Genomic DNA, 20,408 nt, shown 5'->3' on the forward strand with positions numbered 1-20,408 from the left:
CGACATGAAAGCGCGCGGCGGGGCGGGCGCGCTAGGACTGCGTGAGACGCTCGACGGCGGCGTCCACCCGCTCGTCGGTGCCGGTGAGCGCCACGCGGACGAAGCCCTCGCCGTCGTCGCCGTAGAACACGCCAGGCCCCGCGACGATCCCACGCTCCGCGAGACGACCGATCGTTGCCCACGTGTCCTCGCCCGCGGTGCACCACAGGTAGAGCCCGGCCTCGGAGTGGCTGATGCGGAGGCCGAACGCCTCGAGCGCCGGCACGAGCCGCTCTCGGCGCCCCCGGTAGCGGTCCTTCTGCGCCTCGACGTGCGCGTCGTCGCCGAGGGCCACGCGCATGGCCTCCTGCACGGGGTACGGCATGATCATGCCCGCATGCTTGCGGCTGTTGACGAGATTGGGCATGAGCTCTGGCGCGCCCGCCACGAAGGCTGCGCGGTAGCCGGCGAGGTTGGACTGCTTGCTGAGCGAGTAGACGCTCAGAAGCCGCGTGAAGTCGCCCCCGCTCACGCGGGGATCGAGCACCGAGGGCACGGGCTCGCCGCCGCGCTGGACATCCCATTCCCCCCAGCCGAGCTCGGCGTAGCACTCGTCGGAGGCGACGACGGCGCCAAGGCCGCGGGCGTCGTCGACGACGGCGCGCAGCTGGTCCGCGTCCCGCACGGCCCCTGTCGGGTTCGCGGGCGAGTTGAGCCACACGAGGCGGACGCGCGCGCGGGTCGCCCCGTCGAGCTCCTCGAGGCTGTCCGCGGCGACCGCAGAAGCGCCCGCGAGGCGCGCGCCGATGTCGTAGGTGGGGTAGGCGACGCGCGGGCGGACCACGACGTCGCCCGGCCCGAGGCCGAGGAGGAACGGCAGCCAGGCCACGAGTTCCTTCGAGCCGATGGTCGGCATGACGGCCTGCTCATCGAGGCCCTCGACGCCGCGCCGGCGGGAGAACCAGTCGACGACGGCCTGCCGGACTCCGGGGGTGCCGTGGACGGTCGGATAGCCCGGGGCGTCGGCGGCAGCGCGGAGCGCGTCCTGGACCAGCTCGGGCGTCGGGTCGACGGGGGTCCCGATCGAGAGGTTGACGGCCCCGTCGCGGTGGCGCCGCGCCGTCTCAACGTACGGAGCCATGGACTCCCACGGGTAGTCCGGAAGATCCAGTCCGAACGCGCGCTCGGTGTCGAGGCCGGCCCAGGACTCGCGGGAATCAGCCGCGCCGCTGCCGCTCTGCACGCTCAGTCTTGGTTCTGCGGCGGCAGGGCGGACACGAGCGGGTGGTCCTTGCCCGTGTTGCCCAGCTTGGCCGCACCGCCAGGCGAGCCGAGGTCGTCGAAGAACTCGACGTTGGCCTTGTAGTAGTCGGCCCACTCGTCCGGGACGTCATCCTCGTAGTAGATGGCCTCGACGGGGCACACCGGCTCGCACGCGCCGCAGTCGACGCATTCGTCCGGGTGGATGTAGAGGGATCGCTCGCCTTCGTAGATGCAGTCGACCGGGCACTCCTCGACGCAGGCCTTGTCCTTCACATCCACGCATGGCTGCGCGATCACGTATGTCACTGCTGCACCTTCTGACGAACTTTCGCTGATGGACCCGTCCGCCGGTCAGTCTTCCCGGCCGGACGAGCCTATTATCGCTCCGAGCGCACACGCCAATCCACACGGCCTGGCTGGGCGCGTCGCATAGCAGGCCATTCCGTCACACGGCGTAGCATCCCACCGCTCGCCCGCCCGCTCACCCCGCCCTTCGCTCCCCTACGATGGACGCGTGCCGACACCAGACCGCCCAGCCCGGCCCGTTCGCGGAGCCAACCCCGCGGACATCCTCGCCTCGCTCGCGGTGGGGACGCGCGTCGTCGTGCGTTACCGCATCGAGGGCGGGCTCTCGGACGCCCTCGGGGAGCTCGTTCGGCTCACTGATTCCGAGGCGACCATTCGCACGCGGCGCGGAGACGCGACAGTCCGCCTCGACGCCGTCGTCGCGGCCAAGCCGGTCCCACCGCCGCCCGCCCGTCGTCACACGCCGTCAGAGAACTCGTAGTCCACTCCCCTTGTGTGACGAACATCACGCGATCTAAGATTTATCCATCAAGATGATTTATTGGCACCTGGGGCCGCTGTGCCCCGCGTGCCGGGCAGCGGAAGCCTTCGGGCGCCCCGCGTGCTGCTGCTGGGAGGCAGGCAACGACCCCAACGTCAGAAGCAGAGCACAGCCATGTCCATCCGAGATCGGCTCGCAGCCTGGAGCCCAGCCCCCACCCACACCCCCTCTTACACGGTCCGCGAGATCTTCCCTCAGGATCATCGCCACCGTGTCCCCCGCTTCTCCGCCCTCGCCGCATCGGTCGTGGAGCGCGGACTGCTCGTCGAGGCCACTGAAGACTTCCTCGGGCGGGCCGGCGCGACGGCCATCCACGCCGGGGCCCGGTTCGGCGCGGTCCTCGAGCTCGTGGCCCGCACCGCCGACGGCGTCCTCCAGCGCGGCCGTCAGACGCTCTGGACCGTGCAGACCGCCGAATGCCAGTTGAGCGCTGACCGCACGGGCCGGGCCGCCGCGAGTCTGACGCTCGGCGCCCCCTCGCTCTCGCTCATCCTCGGACTCATCCCGGCGGATCCAGGAACCGAGATCCGTCTGGTTCGGGCTTCGTGGTCCGAGCTGCTCGTGAGCGACGTCGAGCACGGCGTCACGAACCGCGTCCCCGGCTCGTGGACCGTCTTCGACGGGACGTCGCGCGAGCAGCCGGCCGCAGCCGGGTAAGCCTCACTCACCCTCCGCGTCGGGGAGCCTCCGGAGGCGGAGGAACGGGCCGGTTGCCACCGGCACGCAGGAGAGCGCCGCACCCGCCACACCGACCCAGAGCGTCGGGGCCAGCCCGATCCGTTCGCCGAGCCAGCCGCCCAGGAGGCTCCCGATCGGCATGACCCCCCACACGACGCACCGGATCGAGGCGTTCATCCGCCCGAGAAGTCGGGGCGGGCACACGCGCTGCCGCATGCTCACCTGCATGACGTTGTAGACGATGACGCCGAAGCTCATGAAGAATTCGCCCGCGCTGAGCAGCACGAGGGCGGGCGGCCCCTGCCCGGCCGCGAGCGCGAGCGGGAAGAGGACCACGGAGAGCGCGCCCACGGTGAGCCCGAGCGGGAGGAGCGGGCCTTCGCCGATGCGCGCGGCGAGGCGCGGAGTCACGAGCGCGCCGATGATGCCGCCCACGGAGCCGATCGAGAGCATCGTGCCGAGCCCCGCGGGCCCGAAGCCGAGCTCGCGCAGGATCACGAGCGGCATGAGCACGTACGTGATGGACGAGAAGAGGTTCGCGACCGCGGTGCTCGCCACGACGCGGCGGATGAGCGGATGCCGCACCACGAAGCCGGCGCCGTCGCGGATTTCATGCAGCAGGTTGCTTCCCTCGACCCGCTCGGGCTTCGTCTCGGTGTCGCGGACCCGCGTGAGGCACAGCGCCGAGACCAGGTAGCCGCCCGCCTCGCCCGCGAAGAGCACCGGCGCGCTCACGAGCGTGAGCAGGAATCCGCCGAGCGCCGGCCCACCGAGCCGCGAGACCTGTGCCGTGGCTTCGAGCTTGCCGTTCGCGTCCGCGACGAGCTCGCGCTCCACGAGCAGCGGGATGTAGCTCTGGTACGCGACGTCGAAGAACACCGTGGCCACGCCGACCACCGCCGCGACGGCGAAGAGGTGCCACATCCGAAGCTCGCCCAACCACCACAGGAGCGGGACAGCAAACATGGCCGCCATGCGCACGAGGTCAGCGCGGATCATCGTACGCCGCTTGAGCCAGCGGTCCACCCACGCTCCTGCAGGCAGCCCGACGACGAGGAACGCCGCCATGGACGCTGCATTCAGCACCCCGAGGTCCATCTCCCCCGCGCCGAGCAGGTTCACCGCGAGGACGGGGAGCGCGAGCTGGCCAAGCTGCACGCCCATCTGGCTCACGCCCTGCCCTGCCCAGAACGCGAGGAACGAGGGGCGCCGCACAAGCGGGGTCGCCGCGCCGCGCTCGACGGAAGGAAGTGCCACCCGGCCAGTCTGAGACAGTGATTGAGAAGTGTCAATCACTGGCGGGTAGAGTGGATCCATGTCCACGTCCGACGACGCCGCGAAGGGCCGCGCGCTCAGCTCTCCCCTGCGGCTGCGCATCCTGCGCCTGTGCCTTCACAACGCACGCACCAACAAGGAGATCGCGGACCTCCTCGGGCTCAACCCGGCGTCCACGCTCCACCACGTGAGGACGCTCGTCGCGACCGGCTTCCTCGAGCCACAGGCCGAACGGCGAGGCCGGCGGGGGGCGCGCGAGGTCCCCTACCTGGCAACCCGCCGCTCGTGGGGGCAGCACGTCGACGACGTGGGTCCCATCCTCATCGAGACGTTCGTCCAGGAGACGGCGGCACTCCCGCCCGAGGACATCGAGGTCTGGCGCCTCGGCCTCAAGCTCAATCAGGAGCACCGTCAGGCGATGCTCGCGAAGCTGCGCGCGATCGTCGACGAGTATGCCGAGCTGCCGAGCGATCCGGACGGGCGCGCGACCTCGCTCATGATCGCCCACCACGCGGATCCGACCGCGGACTGAGCTTGCGCCGTCACCTACGCTGGGTGCTCCGCCGCGCCTTGAGCTTGCGCCGTCACCTACGCTGGGTGCGCACCCCGCGGAAGTGACGGCGCAACGGCCGGACCCTGCGGATCTGACGGCGCAACGAACAGCGGACGACGGCGGGTGGGCACCCGCCGTCGTCCGCTTGGGCTCGCCGGCGCAAGGACGGCCTAGAGACTCAGGAGCGGGCGCGCGACCGGCTCGCCTTGAGGCGCTCGTTGGCGTCGAGGATCACCTTGCGGATGCGGATGTCCTCGGGCGTGATCTCGACGCACTCGTCCTCGCGCGCGAACTCGAGGGACTCCTCGAGCGTGAGCGTGCGCGGCGGCGTGAGGCCCTCGAAGTTGTCCGCCGTGGAGGAGCGCATGTTGGTGAGCTTCTTCTCCTTGGTGATGTTCACATCCATGTCATCCGCACGCGAGTTCTCGCCGACGATCATGCCCTCGTACACCTCGGCCGTGGGCTGGACGAAGAACGTGCCGCGCTCCTGGAGGTTGATCATCGCGAACGGGGTCGCGACGCCCGCGCGGTCGGCCACGAGCGAGCCGTTCGTGCGGTACTCAATCTCGCCGGCCCAGGGCTCGTAGCCCTCGGAGATCGACGACGCGATGCCGGCGCCGCGCGTGTCCGTGAGGAACTTCGTGCGGAAGCCGATCAGGCCGCGGGACGGGACGATGAACTCCATGCGGACCCAGCCCGTGCCGTGGTTCGCCATGTTGGTCATGCGGCCCTTGCGCGCCGCGAGGAGCTGCGTCACGGCGCCGAGGTACTCCTCGGGGACGTCGATCGTCATGTGCTCCATGGGCTCGTGCACGTGTCCGTCGACCCGCTTCGTGACCACCTGGGGCTTGCCGACCGTGAGCTCGAAGCCCTCGCGGCGCATCTGCTCGACGAGGATGGCCAGCGCGAGCTCGCCACGGCCCTGGACCTCCCACGCGTCGGGGCGCTCGGTCGGCAGGACGCGGATCGAGACGTTGCCGATGAGCTCCTTGTCGAGGCGGTCCTTGACCTGGCGGGCCGTGACCTTGGCGCCCTTGACCCGGCCGGCGAGCGGGGACGTGTTGATGCCGATGGTCATGGAGATGGCCGGATCGTCGACCGTGATGAGCGGGAGCGGCTGCGGGTTCTCGAGGTCCGTGAGCGTCTCGCCGATCGTGATGTCCTCGATGCCGGCGACGGCGACGATCTCGCCCGGGCCTGCCGACTCGGCGGGCACGCGCTCGAGCGCCTTCGTGGCGAGGAGCTCGGTGATCTTGACGGTCTTGAGCGTCCCGTCGTGGCGGGCCCACGCGACCTGCTGGCCCTTGCGCAGCGTGCCGTTGTAGATGCGCAGGAGCGCGAGGCGGCCGAGGAACGGCGACGCGTCAAGGTTCGTCACGTGCGCCTGCAGGACGCCCTCGGGATCGTACGTCGGCGCGGGGATGTGCTTGATGATCGTCTCGAAGAGCGGCTCGAGGTTCTCGTTCGCGGGGACGGTGCCGTCCGCGGGCTGCTCGAGCGAGGACGCGCCGGCGCGGGCCGCGGCGTACACGACCGGGACGTCGAGGACCTTGTCGAGGTCGAGGTCGGGAACCTCGTCCGCGAGGTCCGAGGCGAGGCCCAGGAGGAGGTCCATGGTCTCGTGGACCACCTCGTCGATGCGCGCGTCCGGGCGGTCGGTCTTGTTGACCACGAGGATCACGGGCTTGTGCGAGGCGAGGGCCTTGCGGAGCACGAAGCGGGTCTGCGGGAGCGGACCTTCGGAGGCGTCGACGAGGAGCACGACGCCGTCGACCATCGAGAGTCCGCGCTCGACCTCGCCGCCGAAGTCGGCGTGGCCCGGGGTGTCGATGACGTTGATGAGGATGCCATTCGGCTCGCCGACCTCAGCCGCCGCAGGACCGCCGTACTGGACGGTCGTGTTCTTGGCGAGGATCGTGATGCCCTTCTCGCGTTCGAGGTCGCCGGAATCCATGACCCGTTCCTCGACCTCGCCGTGCGAGGCGAACGAGTTGGTCTGCTTGAGCATCGCGTCGACGAGGGTCGTCTTGCCATGGTCGACGTGCGCCACGATGGCAACGTTGCGGAGGTCGGTACGGGACGCGGTGGACACAGTTTCAGTCATTCGCTTCGGGCTCGATTCGGTGGGTCGCGGCAGTCCGGCGCCTGACAAAGCTCGAACGGCTGAGGCACAACGGAACGGACCCTCTTCAGGGCCAGCGATTCTATCTTACGATGGATCTACGAGTGCCGATTCCCGCGGAGGGCCGGATGGACCTAATTAGCCCACTCGACCCGGGAATTGCGCGGGCCGATCTGAGCCTGCGTCGCGCCCGGCGCGCTGCCTGGGCCGGCGTCGTCGTCCTCCTCGCAGCCCTCGCCGCGAGCGGGTGCGCGGCACCCGCGGCCAGCACCTCGGTAGCCGACAACGCGCCGTCGTCCGCCCTCGGGGCACGCGTCGCGGCCGCCGGATTCGTGCCGCTCACGCTGAGCACGAGCCTGCCCAAGGGCTTCAGCAGCGCCGCGCCGGATCAGCTCCCGCTCGGCTCGATCTACTTCAACCCCGCCGACGGGCGCCGGGAGGTCGTGCTCGGGAGCCTCGCGAAGACCGCCGTGCTCATCGGCGACTCCCAGTCTGCACCGCAGGACAGTTGGGTGCGGTGGGGACTCGAGCAGGCTGGCTACACGGTCTACTTCGCGGGGCGCGGCGGCACCGGCTACACGGTATCCAACCCGCCCGTGCACGATTACGTCACCGCGCTGCGCCTCGGCGATTGGCTCCTGCCCTATGGGGACCCCGCGCTGGTGGTGGTGCAGGGCGGCGGGAACGACGCCTCGCAGCGCTCGACGGACGCCGCCATCGCGCACGGCGAGTCGTCGCTCCTTGCGGAGCTCGCGCGCACGTATCCGTCCGCGAAGAAGCTCGTGATCGGCACCCTCGCAAAGTCAACGGCAGACGGCGGGGGGCGGCGCAGCGAGGTCGACGCGCTCGTGGGGCGCACCACGGCGGAACTCGGGGTCCCGTTCATCGCGTGCGGCGACTGGATTTCCCGCTACGATCTCGCGAACCAGCTTGCCGACGGCGTCCACCTCAAGCCCGCGGGCAAGGCGCGGCTCGCGCCCGTGCTCGCGGAGGCAATCAAGGCCAAGGGATTCGGCATCGGCTGACCGGGGGCCCGACGACTTACCGGGCCTCACGACTGACCGGGCCCACTAGCCGGACGGGTCTGCAGCCGGCCCGTGGCGCCGGGAGGAAGTCACCCAATCGCTCAGTAAGTCCCCTTGAGGGTGACTTCGTCGCGAGAAGGTGACTTCCCGTGCCGACACGCTTAACTCGATGCCGCCTACTCGATGCCGCCTACTCGATGCCGCTCGCGAGGAGCAGCTCTCGGAGCTCGCGGCGCTCGCGCTGCTTCTCCGGATCCGGTAGCGGGACCGCCGCGAGGAGACGCTGCGTGTAGGCCTCCTGCGGGTTGCGCAGGATCTGGTCGCGCGAGCCCTGCTCGACGATCCTGCCGCGCTGCATGACGCAGATGTGATCCGCGAGCACGTCGATCACCGCGAGGTCGTGGGTCACGAAGAGCGCCGCGAAGCCGAGCTCCTTCTGGAGCGCCTGGAAGAGCTCGAGGACCTTGGCCTGGACCGAGACGTCGAGCGCGGACGTGGGCTCATCCGCGACCATGAGCTTCGGCTTGAGCGAGAGCGCGCGGGCGATCCCGACGCGCTGCTTCTGGCCGCCGGAGAGCTCGTGCGGGTAGCGGTTGCGGTACGAGCGGGGCAGCTCGACCTGGTCGAGGAGCGTCTCGACGCGCTTCTGCAGGTCCGCGCCCTTCGCGACGCCAGCGAGGAACATCGGCTCGCCGATCGACTCGCCGATCGGGAGGCGCGGGTTGAGCGAGGACGAGGGGTCCTGGAACACCATGCCGACCGAGCGGCGGATGTCGTGGAGCTCCTTTGAGTTCTTCTTGAGGCTCGAGATCTCCCGCCCCACGACCTTGAGCGAGCCCTCGGCGACCGGGAGGAGGCCGACGGCGGCGCGGCCGATCGTCGTCTTGCCCGAGCCGGACTCGCCCACGAGGCCCACGACCTGGCCCGGGTACACGATGAGGTCGGCGCCCTCGACGGCCCGGAACGCGGGGACACGGCCCTGCTTCGGGTACTCGATGGCCACGCCCTTGAGCTCGAGGATGGGGGCGCCGCGCCGCTCGACAGCGGCCTCGGCCTCGGCGAGGGCCGCGCGGTTCTCCTTCTCGCGCTCGGCGAGCTCGGCGGCGTCGACGGCCTCGAGCTCGGTGTGGGTCGCAGCGGCAAGCGCGGCCGTGATGTCGACCTCGGACTCCGACTCGGAGCCCTGCCCGAGGTGCGGCACGGCGGCGAGGAGCGCCTGCGTGTACTCATGCTGCGGGCTGTGGAAGATCTGCTCCGCGCTGCCCGCCTCGACGATCACGCCGCGGCGCATGACCGCAATGCGGTCCGCGAGGTCGGCGACGACGCCCATGTCGTGCGTGATGAGGATGACCGCGCTGTTGAGCTTGTCCTTGAGGTGCCGCATGAGGTCGAGGATCTCGGCCTGGACGGTCACGTCGAGGGCGGTCGTGGGCTCATCGGCGATGAGGAGCTTGGGATCGCACGAGAGGGACTGCGCAATCATGGCGCGCTGGCGCTGGCCGCCCGAGAGCTGGTGCGGGTAGGACTTGAAGGCCTTCTCGGGGTCCGGAAGCTCGACGAGCTCGAGCATCTTGATGGCACGGGCCCTCGCCTCGTCAGGGGAGACCGGGTTGTGGAGGCGGATGGTCTCCACAATCTGGTTCCCGATCGTGTACACGGGGTTGAGGGCCGTCATGGGCTCCTGGAAGATGACGGCGACGTCGTTGCCGCGGACCTTTCGGGTCGCCGAGCGGTCCTTGCCGAGCAGCTCCTGGCCCGCGAGCTTGACGCTCCCGGCCACGCGGCTGTTCGACGGCAGGAGACCGAGGAGCGCCATCGAGCTCGCGGACTTGCCCGAACCCGACTCGCCCACGATCGCGAGGACCTCGCCCGCGCGCACCTCGTAATTGAGGTTGATCGCCGCCGGAACCCATTCCTTCTCGACGCCGAAATCGACGCTCAGGTCCTTGACCTCGAGCACCATCTGGCCTTTCACCAGATCGCCCCCGATGCCACCGCCCTTCGCGGAGCGGCGCGACTTTCCTGCCATGCCGAGGTTCTCAGTCATCGTGTGCTTTTCCTTCCGTGCACCGTCCCCGCCGGGCTGCTTTGGCCCGAAGGACGGAATCCTGAATTATGGGGGCATGAGCGCTCTGCAGCATGCCGGTCCAGTCGACGTCTTCAAGGCCCGCAGCAACAAGGCCCTGGCCATCGTGCTGTGGGCGCTCGCGGTGTTCGGGGCCGTGGTCACGGTGGCCCAGTCCGGCCTCGTGGGGCTGCGCTTTGCGGCGCCGCTGGCCCTCATGGCGTTCGCCGGCTGGGCGCTTTTCTGGCGACCCGCCGTCGTGGTGAGCGATGCCGGCGTCGAACTCGTCAACCCGCTGCGCCGCATCGGCGTGCCGTGGGAGGCGCTGGCCTACGTGGACACGAAGTTCGCACTCACCCTCGGGACCGAGTCGGGCAAGTTCTCGGCGTGGGCCGCCCCAGCTCCGGGAGTCCTCGGAGCGCGCCACGCGCGCCCCGAGAACCTCAAGGGTCTCCCCGCGAGCGCCTATGGACCTTCCCAATCCGTCCGTCCGGGCGACCTCCCGCAGACCGTCTCCGGCCAAGCCGCGCTCCTCGTGCGCCGCCGGTGGGCGGAGCAGGTGGAGCGCGGCTCCGTCACGGGCGGCCGGGCGGGCGAGACGCCCGTTCTGCGCGGCGCAGCGTGGGGCATCCTCGCGGCGACCCTTGTGCTCGCCGCCGCGACTGTCGTGACTCTCACCGCCTGACCGGCGGGCCGGGGCCGCGCAGGGGCTCACGTCAGGGCTTCCCGCCCGGACCATCCTCGGCGCGGTCCGGCGCACCGCCGAACGCCTCGGAGTCGGGCACTGCAGCCGTTACCGAGCTCACGGTCCCGCCCACGTCAAGAGACGTCCCGGCCGTTGCGCCCGCGGGGATGGCGCCGCCGCGGACCTTGCGGTCCTTGGCCCGCTTCGCGTTGAACTTCTTCTGGCGCGGGTCGAACGCGTCGCGCAGGCCGTCGCCGATGAAGTTGATGCTGAGGCAGATGAGCACGATGAAGAGGCCCGGCCACCAGAAGAGCCACGGACGCGTTGAGAACGCCTCCTGGTTCTGCGAGATGAGGAGACCAAGCGACGTATCCGGAGACTTGACGCCGACGCCGAGGTAGCTCAGCGCCGTCTCGAGCAGGATCGCCGAGGACATGATGAGCGTCCCGTTGACGATCACGACGCCGATCGCGTTCGGCAGGATGTGCTTGAAGATGATCCGGAAGTTGGAGGCGCCCGAGATCCGGGCCGCGTCGACGAACTCGCGCTCTCGGAGCGAGAGGAACTCGCCTCGAACGAGGCGAGCAAGGGAGACCCACACGACCAAGCCGAGGAAGATGCCGAGCACGACGACGCCGTTGTTCGCTGCGAATTGCGCGAACCACGTTCCCGCGTCGCGGCGGCCGGCCGTCTGCGACATGACCGCGGCGAGGAGCAGCACGGGAATGATGATGATGATGTCGGTCAGCCGCATGAGGATCGTCTCGACCCAACCGCGAAAATAGCCCGCGAGCGAGCCGACGACGACGCCGATGATCCCGGCCACGAGGCCGATGATGATCATGACGATGATGGACTGCTGGGCGCCGCGCATCGTCATGGCGAAGAGGTCGCGGCCGATCCGGTCCTGGCCGAACGGGTGGTCGCCGAAGCTGAATGGCGCGAGCGTCCACGTCGGGACGCCCTCGTTCACGAGCGGGGTGACCTGATCGTGCTGGTACTTCCACCAGCCGGGGATCGGGCCCCATCCCTCGGACGAGAACGCGAGGATGAAGATGATGCCGAAGACCACGAGGCCCGCGAGGGCACCCGAGTGCCCGAAGAAGCGTTTCCGGACGATCTGGCCGAGGCTCAGGCCCTTGGTCTCGCTGACGGGCTCGATGCCGGCCGCGGGTGCCTTGGCCTCCTTCGCCGCTGAACCAGTGGGCCCAGCCAGCACGTCTTCCTGCTGTGGCTGATGGCTCATGTCACTTCACCCTTACGCGTGGATCGAGAGCGGAGTAGACGAGGTCCGCGATGAGATTGAAGGCCAGGGCCGTGATCGCGACACACACGAAGACGCCCATGACCGGGTTAGGGTCAACGCGCGAGATGCCGTCGAGGAACATGAAGCCCATCCCGTGGACGGAGAAGACCGTCTCGGTGATGACGGCGCCGCCGATCAGCTGGCCGATGTCGAGGGCGACGACGGTCGAGATCGGGATGAGCGCGTTGCGGAAGGCATGGCGCATCACGACGGACCGCTCGCTCGCGCCCTTCGCGCGGGCCGTGCGGATGTAGTCCATGTTCATGACCTCGAGCATCGACGAGCGGGTGTACCGCGTGTAGCTCGCGAGGGAGATGAGCACGAGGGCGACCGTCGGCAGGACCAGGTGGGTGAACGAGTCGATCCCCGTGGTCCAGAAGTCGCCCTGGAAGTTTGGCGTCGCGCCGCCAATGGTCGCGATGGGGCGGCCGCGGACGAGGCCGTTCCCGAAGTACGCGGGCCACGCCTGCGCGAAGCGGTCGAGCATGATCAGGCCACCGACGATGAACGCGGTGATGCCGCCCACGCGCATGCCCTGGCCGCGATCGTAGCCGCCCCAGAAGTAGCCCACCGCGATGCCGACCGCCACGGTCACGACCGCGAGGATGAGGACCATGAGCGGCGTTGCGAGGTCGAGCAGCGACTGGATCGGGAAGTAGACCGCGGCTCCAATGACGACGGTCGTGAGGCCCGCGTAGAGAGCGCGGCGGTTCTGCAGGCCGGCTGCGAGGACCGTGATGGCGAACGCGATGCCGACGCCGGCGACGAGGATGACGCCAAGGCCCAGGCCCGGGTACCGGAACCACTGTGTGAGGCTCGCAACCACGAGCACGAGGGTCACGAACGCGAACGCGATGGCGCCGACGATGGCCTTGCGCCGCAGGCCACCGCCGGTGACCACGCCGGCGATGATGCCGAACACGAGTCCGATTCCCAAGGCGACCGTCAGCGGGATGTCCGGATGGGCCAGGAAGTTGTTGAAGCCGATGGCGCCATACTCCTTGAGGAGGACAGCGACCCAGAAGATCGGCAGCGAGAAGAAGAGGAAGGCCAAGAACGTCACGCCGTAGTCCAGCGCGCTGTACTGACGCAGGGCGGTGATGATGCCGAGGGCGACGCCCACGAGGATGGCCAGAATCGCAGCGCCCGTAACGAGAGTCAGAGTCTGGACGAGCGCCTGACCGAGGGCCTGGGTCACGGGCTGCCCGGCGATGTTCTTGCCGAGATCGCAGTTGCCCGCGAGGCAGCTCGCGGCGCCGCCGAGCCATTTGAAGTATCTGATCGGCGCCGGGGTGTCCAGATCGAGAAGCTGGGAGCGCGCCTGCATGAGCTGGGCGGAGTTGGGATTTGTCCTCAAGTCGGCCAATGGATCCCCAGAGAGCGCGGTCAGGTTATAGACCAGATAGGACGCGCCAAGGAGGATCAGGGCTGCGGTGATGAGGCGCCGGACGACGTATGTCACCATGTTTCGTTGTACCTCGAAAGTCAGCTCTCCGAAAGGTGGTCGGACAGCTTGTAGGGGGCCTAGGGCTGATCCCGCGGTCGGCGGGGGCCCGACGGCGGGGTGGCGGGTTTATGCCGGAGGCGCTGCAAAGCGCCGGGACCCACGAGCTCGGTCCCGGCGCTTCTCAGCATCAGAACTCTGGAGAACGGGGGCTACTTAGCAGCCCACTCCCAGAAGTTCCACCACACGCCGCTGCTGTTCGGCATGTACTTTACGCCCGTCACGCGGTCGCTGAAGGCCTGCACGCCGACCGCCTGGAAGAGCGGGACGCCGTAGGAGGCTGCCCAGATCTTCTGGTCGATCTGCTTCTCGAGGTCGGTCTGCTTGCTCTGGTCCGTGGTCTGGACGAGCTGAGTCATGAGCGCGTCAGCCCCGGAATCCGAGAACTTGTTGAAGTTGTTGCCGTTGCCCGACTTGAAGATCTGCGGAACGCCGGAGACACCCACACCCGGGTTGATCCAACCGAAGATCGTCGCGTCGTAGCCGCCCTTGCCGAGCGCCTTGCCCCAGTCAGACTTGCCAAGGCCGCCGTCGACAATGTTGAAGCCTGCCTTCGTCGCGCTCGCCGTGATGAGGGTGTAGGCGTCAACACGGTTCGGGTTGTCCTTGTTGTACATGATCTTGATCGTGGGCGTCTTGCCGGCCAGGAGCTGCTTGGCCTTGTCGATGTTGACCGAATCGTAGGCCGAGGAGCCGTTGTTCTTGGCCGAGTCGGCGTACGCAGCCTGCTGCGGAACGAAGAGCTGCGAGTCGAGCGGCTTCGCGTTCGGATCCATCTGCTTGATGATCTTGTCCACGATGTCCTGGCGCGGAACCGTGAGCATGAACGCCGTGCGGACGTCCTTGTCGGCCAACGGGCCGCTGAAGTTCAGGTCGAGGTGGTCGTAGGAGAGCTGGTTGCCCTGATTGACCGTCACGCCCTGAATCGCCTTGAGCTGCTGGAGCGTGTCCGAAGACGCCTGCGGGGCGATGATGTCTGCCTCGCCGTTCTTGAGCGCCTGGATCTGCGCAGGGGCCGAACCGATGTACCGGATCGTGATCTGGTCGAGGTTCGGGGTCGGGCCCCAGTTGAAGTCCTTGTTCCGGACGAGCGTCATGGACTGGTCAGCGACCATGTCCTTGACCACGTACGGGCCGTTCGAGAGGAAGAGGCTCGTGTCTGTGGGGAGCGTCTTCGAATCGAAGCCCGTGTTGTAGAAGTCGGAGGCCTTCTTGAGCGTCTCGTTCGCCGGCTGCGGGCTGGCCGGGTCGCCCTTCTTCATACCCTTCATGAGGTCGAAGAGCGCCTTGGCGTCCGCGAGGCCGGCCTTCTTGGCCACCACGTGGGCCGGGATGTCGATCGTGCCGTTGCTCGGGCCGATCGCGGTCTCCCAGTCGGCGTACGGCGTGGTGTACGTCAGGGTGAACGTCTTGCCGTCCGAGGAAACGTCAGGGAACTTGGTGGCGTTCGTACCCGTGGTGTCGGCTGCGGTCGAGAAGTACGCCGTGCCGGTCTTGGCCTTGGAGTTCTCGTCATCGAACCAACCCGAGTTGGCCGCCCAGTTGAGCGCGATGTCGTAGGCGGTGACGGGCGTCCCGTCGGACCACTTCACGCCGTCATTCATCGTGTACTTAACGGTCAGCGGGCTGTCCGAGGTCTTCTCGTAGTGCCCGAACTTCTCGTTGTGGACAATCTTGAGCGAGTTGTCCACGTAGTAGAAGCCCCAGTGGGTCGCGAGGCTGATCTTGGAGTTGATGTCCGTGTTGCCGTCTGCGGTGTTGGGGTTGAACGTGTTGACCGCGTTCACCTCGACAACAGTGGCGCTGCCGCCCTGCTTGGCAGCCGAGCCGCTCGACGAGGGTGACGTCGATCCGCCCTGGGTTGCGCAGGCGCTGAGGGCAAGCGCAGCAGCTGCCGCAATCCCCACCACCTTGGAAATACGCCCGAAACGCATTCCGCCTCCTTGTTCCATGAATGAAGTGCCGGTGATATCCGGCGGGACGGCCCTCCCCCGAGACACAGGGACGTGGCGCGCCTCACATGGCACACAGCCTACGCACAGTCCGGCGTCGGTGGCTACGAAAGCTCCGTTTCAGATTAAGGTTGTTATCGAGCTGCAACATATCTTTCAGATTAACCACGATCGAACACTCGTTGGACATCAGCGATTGGGATACCCCAATCGCTAGGCGCCTGAGATCATGCGCCCTACCCAGCGGTACGCCGCCGTCGTCAATCGCTCCGCCACGCCCGCCTGGCCGCGCGCGTCACCCGAACCAGTTTGCGATCGACCTCGCGAGGAGGGCCTTTTCGTGGCCGTCGAGGTCGGAGGAGGAGAGGGTGCACGAATAGTTCGTGCACTGGGGATTCGTCGGGATCCACCGGGGACCTTCGTCCGCGAGTGACGCCTCGTGTTCCCAGCTCACGGCGACCTGAGACCTGCACAGTGGACACGGAAGCGGACGATAACCCGTCGGAATAGTCGTCATCTGCGCCCCTGTTCACTCAACGGCGTACCCCGGTGCAAGCCGCTCAGGGCTCAGAATATCTCTGCATATTCAAGGTGACATAGGAGAACGCCCGGTCTACCTCGCCTTCCCGGGGGCCCTTGTCATCTGGTCTCTTCGAGGACTTGACCCTCCGTCGCACCACAGCGTTTACTCACGGCACCATCCGCTCTAGTAGTCAGAACACCTGTGAGGAGTCCGAACATGGACGTGGTCATCAGCGCCGTCTACAAGTACTGGCTAGGCCAGCAACGCGCGTCCACACAGCTGATCTCAGTGCCGCGCAGCAGGGTACTCGGACAGGCCGCCCTCACCGCGGTGTGGGGTTCACCTGCTTGGGTGCGGATCGCCGACGGACGGAGCTCGGCCTGGTATGGCGAGGCCCCGTTCGGCGGAGAATCCGTCCTTCGGGCAACCACCGATCTTGTGGTGCTTCAGGTCTGGGCGGACGAGGATGTCAAGGCAGCGGCGGTCGGCACGCTGTTCCTCTCATCTCCGTACAGCTCGCGCCTCAGCGAGATCGACGCGCCCGCGAAGCATTACTCCGACCTCGGCCCCGATCCCTTTCCCGCGGAACAGTCCAGCTGGGTCGGCTACAACTCCAACGGTGTCATCGCCGGGGTCCACTCCCTCGTCCGATACGAAGGCGCCGACCCCCTCCCGCGTGACGAGGTCGAGCGCGTCCTCCGCGGCTCCTCGAACGCTCGGGAGGAGCTGAGCTTTACGCCAGTAGAGCCGACCGAACTGCTCGCCACGGGACGAGTCCGGGTCGACCCTGCCACCCGCCGACTCGTCGTCGACTAACACGAGCGTCGGTTCACCCGCTAGTCGGAGCGGCGCGGCCGGTCCTGGCACGAAGGCTAAGGCTGCACCATCCGCTGGTCGGTGTTCGTGTAGCTGATCAAATCTGCCGTGGCCCCGACGAGGCCCATGGTGACCCTGAGGAGGCCGGGCGCGACATCGTCGAGCGGTGGAGGCGTGTCGGTGCCGAGCGCCAGACTGCGCCCGTTGGAGGTCGTGCCGGTGACCGACCCCAGGTAGACGCTGACGTGCCCGCTGAGCACCATCTTGTCCGCCGACGTGACGAGGCCGGGGCCGTTGGCGTGCCGCACGGTAAGGGTGAACCCGGTGATGGTGATCGAGTCGGCGGTGATCTTCAGGGCGCGTTGGCCGCTGCCGTCGGCGGTCGGCACGGTCACGATGCTGACCGAGCTGAGGCCCGTGAAGGACAGGCTCTGGGATCCCATCGAGGCCGGCGTCTTGGTGAAGACCGGTGTCCCGCTGTCCCGGGGCGCCGCCACCGGGGCGCTGGATGTCGGCTCGGGGGTCGTCGACCCCACGCCCGGGACCGCCGGGGCGGCGGGGCTGGTCCCGAGGCCCGGCAGCAGGGTGCCGGGGACGATGGGGAGCGGCCCGGGGGCGCCCGGTCCCGGGGTCGACGTGCCCGGCCCCGGCGCCGAGGGGCTCGGCGTCGAGGTGGGGCAGGAGTCCAGGAGCGGCACGCACAGCGCAGTCGGGGCGCTCTCGGGGGCTCGAGCGGCTCCGAGGGTGAAGGGCAGCGCGAGGACCGAGGCGGTCAGGACGGCGGCCACGGCGCGGATGCGGCGCACGTTCACTCCGCCCTCTTTCCTCGCTTGGCCCCCGGCGGGCCCATCCACGCGACGACCAGGACTCCGCCGGCCCCGGAGAGGAGCATGCCGATGATGAAGCCGCCCATGTTCACGCCGACGAGGGAGTAGATGGCCACCACGAGCGTGAGGATTCCGTAGAACACGTGGTGGGCCGGCATGGTGACCGACAGGACTCCCAGCAGCACCAGCGCGATCGGGATGACGGTGGCCTGGAGCCCTTCGATCCCGAGCTGGATGTGCAGGTGGCCGAGGTCGAGCTGCCCGGAGAAGAACATCTCCACCCCGCCGAGGCCGGCCAGCAGGCCGCCGACGAACGGCCGCCCGCGGCGCCAGCTGCGGAACCCGGCGGCCCGTCCGGGCGCCGCGGCGCTCCGGGACTGCACAGGCATGCCGTCCCCCGTGGTCGTCGACGCGCGGCTGCTCAGAAGCATCCCTGGGACCCGTCCGTCAGCTGCATGCTCATCCCGGTCAGGGTGAACACCGAGGCCTGCGTGCTCCAGGCTGTCTGCTGCAGATTCGTGATCGAGATGCTGCCGGAGTCCTGCGCGAAGTCGCCGGCGGAGCCCTTCGCCGCGGTGTTGACCGTCGAGGCGTCCACACCGATGCGGATGTTGCCGAAGGCCGCATCCCCCTTCAGCCCGGTCATCCCGATCTGCAGGTCAGAGGCCGAGGCGGGGTTGCCGCCGCCGCCGGCCTTGATGAGCACGCCCACCTTGCCCAGCGGAGTCTCCGTGACCACGGCCTGGCACAGGTCGGCGAGGGTGGCGCTCTTGATGTTGGCGATCGCCACGGGATGCTCCTTGCCTTCGGTGTCCTTGGCGACGCCGGCGTACTGGGAGAACCCGGTTCCGTTGAGCTGGGAGGCGCCGATCTGGAACTGGCTGCCGGACACGGCGAAGGAGACGGGCACCGCTCCCTCGGCGACGCCGCCCATCAGGAGTGAGGCGGCGAGGGCCGAGGGCACGGCGACGAGCATGATGCGGCCTGCGTGGGACGCGCGCATCCTGCGGACGCGCTGCGAGACGGGGAACTTCATTGATCCTCCTGAAACAGGGCCCGCCCCGAGCGGCGGGGACTCGGTCGAAGATACCGAGCCTGTTGACTGTTAGTCAATAGGGGTCCGGTGTGGCGTCCCGGCGATCAGTAGACTTTTTGCTGTGTCCGAACCGCAGCGCGCCCGCCTCAGCCCCCAGGACCGGAGGGCGCAGCTCATCGCGGTCGGAGTGAACTTCCTGACCGACCACGCGCTGGACGAGCTGACCATGGACGAGCTCGCCCGCCGGGCAGGCGTCTCGCGCCCGCTGGTGTTCCACTACTTTGAGACCCGGCAGGGCATGCACCGCGCGGTGGTCACGACGGCGCGGGACAGCCTGCTCGTCGCCAGCGTTCCCCGCCAAGACCTCGCGCCGCGCGAGCGGATCCGGGACACGCTGCTGAGGATCGCCGTGTTCGTGCAGGAGCACCGCGGAACTTTCTACTCGTTGGTCAGGGGCACTGCCAGCGGCGACCCCGCGGTGCGGAGGATCGTGGACGAGTCACGGGAGCTGAACGCCGAACGCCTGTCCGATTCCTTCATCGAGCTTGGCCTGGCAGACACCACGCTCCTGCGCATCGCCCTGCGGTCCTGGGTCGCGTTCGCCGAGGAGACCCTGATCAGCCTGGTGATCGAGCGGGAGACGAGCGCCGACGACGTCGTGCGGTTCCTTGAGGCCTCCCTGCACGGCATGGTGAACGCCGTGCGCGACCAGCGGCTCTGAGGCAAGCTCACCTGCATGACGTTGAGCGGTCTGACAGCCTTTCCGACGTCAAGGGTGACTCGGCGAACCCACTTGCCGCGAGCCCTCCGAGAACCCTTGGGGCGCTCACTTCTTCCCCTGACCTAGACGTTGAAGCGGAACTCCACCACGTCGCCGTCAGCCATCACGTAGTCCTTGCCCTCGATCCGGACCTTGCCGCGGGACTTCGCCTCGCTCATCGAGCCCGCGTCGACGAGGTCCCCGAAGTGGACCACCTCGGCCTTGATGAAGCCTCGCTGGAAGTCGGTGTGGATCACGCCGGCGGCCTGAGGCGCGGTGTCGCCGCGATGGATCGTCCACGCCCGGGTCTCCTTCGGGCCCGCCGTCAGGTAGGTCTGGAGCCCCAGGGTGTGGAAGCCGACGCGCGCCAACTGGTCGAGGCCTGACTCGTCCTGGCCGTTCATCTCGAGCATCTCGCGGGCCTCCTCCTCGGAGAGCTCCACGAGATCGGCCTCGAGCTTGGCGTCGAGGAAGATGCAGTCGGCGGGGGCCACGAGGGCACGCAGCTCGTCCTGCTTCGCGGGGTCGCCGAGCACGCCCTCGTCGGCGTTGAACACGTAGATGAACGGCTTGGACGTGAGGAGGTTGAGCTCCTTGAGGGCCGCCATGTCGAGCTTCTCGGCGGCCGCAATGATCGTCACGCCGCGCTCGAGGACCTTCTGTGCGGCCTGCATGGCAGCGAGCTCGGCGGCGTCCCGCTTCTTGTTCTTGACCTCTTTTTCGACGCGCGGAAGCGCCTTCTCGATGGTCTGGAGGTCGGCGAGGATGAGCTCGGTGTGGATCGTCTCGATGTCCGAGCGCGGATCGACGCGACCGTCGACGTGCACGACGTCCGGATCGTCGAAGACGCGGACCACCTGGGCGATGGCCTGGGCCTCGCGGATGTTGGCAAGGAACTGGTTGCCGAGGCCCTCGCCCTCGGACGCCCCCTTGACGATGCCGGCAATGTCCACGAAGGAGACGGTCGCCGGCAGGATGCGCTCGGAGCCGAAGATCTTGGCGAGCTGCGCAAGGCGCGGATCGGGAAGGCTCACGACGCCGACGTTCGGCTCGATCGTGGCGAACGGATAGTTCGCCGCAAGGACCTGGTTGCGCGTCAGCGCATTGAAGAGCGTCGACTTTCCGACGTTGGGAAGGCCGACGATGCCGATAGTGAGAGCCACGGTCATCCATCATACCGGGGGCCCATCGC

General features: G+C 68.4%; 20 protein-coding genes. 7 read left to right on the forward strand and 13 right to left on the reverse strand.

What is annotated here, in order from left to right; genetic code table 11:
• Positions 1 to 31: 31 nt before the first annotated feature.
• Both dapC and fdxA read right to left on the reverse strand, forming a co-directional pair.
• Positions 32 to 1,150, reverse strand: a complete 1,119-nt coding sequence (dapC, locus tag ACOKR1_RS14940; protein WP_422936659.1) for a succinyldiaminopimelate transaminase — start codon at positions 1,148 to 1,150, stop codon at positions 32 to 34.
• A 74-nt stretch (positions 1,151 to 1,224) separates the two neighbouring features.
• The gene (fdxA, locus tag ACOKR1_RS14945; protein ID WP_307965278.1) at positions 1,225 to 1,548 is read right to left on the reverse strand and encodes a ferredoxin; all 324 of its coding nucleotides are present in this window, start codon (positions 1,546 to 1,548) and stop codon (positions 1,225 to 1,227) included.
• A gap of 208 nt (positions 1,549 to 1,756) precedes the next feature.
• On the opposite strand from fdxA, the gene ACOKR1_RS14950 reads away from it, so the two are divergent.
• Both ACOKR1_RS14950 and ACOKR1_RS14955 read left to right on the forward strand, forming a co-directional pair.
• Positions 1,757 to 2,029, forward strand: a complete 273-nt coding sequence (locus ACOKR1_RS14950) for a hypothetical protein (RefSeq protein ID WP_422933781.1) — start codon at positions 1,757 to 1,759, stop codon at positions 2,027 to 2,029.
• Between the two features lie 174 nt (positions 2,030 to 2,203).
• Complete coding sequence (locus tag ACOKR1_RS14955; RefSeq protein WP_422933782.1) at positions 2,204 to 2,746, forward strand: hypothetical protein; 543 nt, start codon at positions 2,204 to 2,206, stop codon at positions 2,744 to 2,746.
• Between the two features lie 3 nt (positions 2,747 to 2,749).
• Here ACOKR1_RS14955 and ACOKR1_RS14960 read toward each other — a convergent pair whose 3' ends face one another.
• Positions 2,750 to 4,024, reverse strand: a complete 1,275-nt coding sequence (locus tag ACOKR1_RS14960; RefSeq protein WP_422933783.1) for an MFS transporter — start codon at positions 4,022 to 4,024, stop codon at positions 2,750 to 2,752.
• A gap of 58 nt (positions 4,025 to 4,082) precedes the next feature.
• Between ACOKR1_RS14960 and ACOKR1_RS14965 the strand changes: the two genes are divergently transcribed.
• Positions 4,083 to 4,574: a helix-turn-helix domain-containing protein gene (locus ACOKR1_RS14965; RefSeq protein WP_422933784.1), complete on the forward strand. Its 492-nt coding sequence runs from the start codon at positions 4,083 to 4,085 to the stop codon at positions 4,572 to 4,574.
• 199 nt (positions 4,575 to 4,773) lie between these two features.
• Here ACOKR1_RS14965 and typA read toward each other — a convergent pair whose 3' ends face one another.
• Positions 4,774 to 6,699, reverse strand: a complete 1,926-nt coding sequence (gene typA, locus ACOKR1_RS14970; protein ID WP_422933785.1) for a translational GTPase TypA — start codon at positions 6,697 to 6,699, stop codon at positions 4,774 to 4,776.
• Positions 6,700 to 6,821: 122 nt separating this feature from the next.
• On the opposite strand from typA, the gene ACOKR1_RS14975 reads away from it, so the two are divergent.
• Positions 6,822 to 7,742, forward strand: coding sequence for an SGNH/GDSL hydrolase family protein (locus ACOKR1_RS14975; RefSeq protein ID WP_422933786.1), 921 nt, complete (start codon positions 6,822 to 6,824; stop codon positions 7,740 to 7,742).
• Between the two features lie 190 nt (positions 7,743 to 7,932).
• Here ACOKR1_RS14975 and ACOKR1_RS14980 read toward each other — a convergent pair whose 3' ends face one another.
• Positions 7,933 to 9,705, reverse strand: coding sequence for an ABC transporter ATP-binding protein (locus ACOKR1_RS14980; protein WP_422936660.1), 1,773 nt, complete (start codon positions 9,703 to 9,705; stop codon positions 7,933 to 7,935).
• 160 nt (positions 9,706 to 9,865) lie between these two features.
• Here ACOKR1_RS14980 and ACOKR1_RS14985 point away from each other — a divergent pair, with 160 nt between their 5' ends.
• The gene (locus tag ACOKR1_RS14985) at positions 9,866 to 10,492 is read left to right on the forward strand and encodes a PH domain-containing protein (RefSeq protein WP_422933787.1); all 627 of its coding nucleotides are present in this window, start codon (positions 9,866 to 9,868) and stop codon (positions 10,490 to 10,492) included.
• A gap of 31 nt (positions 10,493 to 10,523) precedes the next feature.
• Here ACOKR1_RS14985 and ACOKR1_RS14990 read toward each other — a convergent pair whose 3' ends face one another.
• From ACOKR1_RS14990 to ACOKR1_RS15005, 4 genes are all read right to left on the reverse strand, one after another.
• On the reverse strand, positions 10,524 to 11,738 hold the full coding sequence (locus ACOKR1_RS14990; protein ID WP_422933788.1) for an ABC transporter permease: 1,215 nt from the start codon (positions 11,736 to 11,738) through the stop codon (positions 10,524 to 10,526).
• 1 nt (position 11,739) lies between these two features.
• On the reverse strand, positions 11,740 to 13,263 hold the full coding sequence (locus ACOKR1_RS14995; protein WP_422933789.1) for an ABC transporter permease subunit: 1,524 nt from the start codon (positions 13,261 to 13,263) through the stop codon (positions 11,740 to 11,742).
• Positions 13,264 to 13,454: 191 nt separating this feature from the next.
• Positions 13,455 to 15,236: an ABC transporter family substrate-binding protein gene (locus tag ACOKR1_RS15000; RefSeq protein WP_422933790.1), complete on the reverse strand. Its 1,782-nt coding sequence runs from the start codon at positions 15,234 to 15,236 to the stop codon at positions 13,455 to 13,457.
• 313 nt (positions 15,237 to 15,549) lie between these two features.
• Positions 15,550 to 15,708, reverse strand: coding sequence for a hypothetical protein (locus tag ACOKR1_RS15005; RefSeq protein WP_422933791.1), 159 nt, complete (start codon positions 15,706 to 15,708; stop codon positions 15,550 to 15,552).
• Positions 15,709 to 15,993: 285 nt separating this feature from the next.
• Here ACOKR1_RS15005 and ACOKR1_RS15010 point away from each other — a divergent pair, with 285 nt between their 5' ends.
• Complete coding sequence (locus ACOKR1_RS15010) at positions 15,994 to 16,593, forward strand: hypothetical protein (protein WP_422933792.1); 600 nt, start codon at positions 15,994 to 15,996, stop codon at positions 16,591 to 16,593.
• Positions 16,594 to 16,649: 56 nt separating this feature from the next.
• Here the strand turns inward: ACOKR1_RS15010 and ACOKR1_RS15015 are convergent, their stop codons facing one another.
• The 3 genes from ACOKR1_RS15015 to ACOKR1_RS15025 are packed head-to-tail and all read right to left on the reverse strand — an operon-like array spanning position 16,650 to position 18,456.
• Positions 16,650 to 17,405, reverse strand: a complete 756-nt coding sequence (locus ACOKR1_RS15015; RefSeq protein WP_422933793.1) for a hypothetical protein — start codon at positions 17,403 to 17,405, stop codon at positions 16,650 to 16,652.
• Positions 17,402 to 17,851: a DUF6114 domain-containing protein gene (locus ACOKR1_RS15020; RefSeq protein ID WP_422933794.1), complete on the reverse strand. Its 450-nt coding sequence runs from the start codon at positions 17,849 to 17,851 to the stop codon at positions 17,402 to 17,404. Before ACOKR1_RS15020 ends, ACOKR1_RS15015 begins: the two co-directional genes overlap by 4 nt.
• Positions 17,842 to 18,456, reverse strand: coding sequence for a DUF6230 family protein (locus tag ACOKR1_RS15025; RefSeq protein ID WP_422933795.1), 615 nt, complete (start codon positions 18,454 to 18,456; stop codon positions 17,842 to 17,844). Before ACOKR1_RS15025 ends, ACOKR1_RS15020 begins: the two co-directional genes overlap by 10 nt.
• 121 nt (positions 18,457 to 18,577) lie before the next feature.
• Here ACOKR1_RS15025 and ACOKR1_RS15030 point away from each other — a divergent pair, with 121 nt between their 5' ends.
• Positions 18,578 to 19,177: a TetR/AcrR family transcriptional regulator gene (locus ACOKR1_RS15030; RefSeq protein ID WP_422933796.1), complete on the forward strand. Its 600-nt coding sequence runs from the start codon at positions 18,578 to 18,580 to the stop codon at positions 19,175 to 19,177.
• A gap of 122 nt (positions 19,178 to 19,299) precedes the next feature.
• Here ACOKR1_RS15030 and ychF read toward each other — a convergent pair whose 3' ends face one another.
• The gene (gene ychF / locus ACOKR1_RS15035) at positions 19,300 to 20,379 is read right to left on the reverse strand and encodes a redox-regulated ATPase YchF (protein WP_422933797.1); all 1,080 of its coding nucleotides are present in this window, start codon (positions 20,377 to 20,379) and stop codon (positions 19,300 to 19,302) included.
• Positions 20,380 to 20,408 lie beyond the last annotated feature (29 nt).

This window comes from Sinomonas sp. P47F7 (assembly GCF_049332655.1).
In the GTDB taxonomy this organism is placed as follows: Bacteria; Actinomycetota; Actinomycetes; order Actinomycetales; family Micrococcaceae; genus Sinomonas.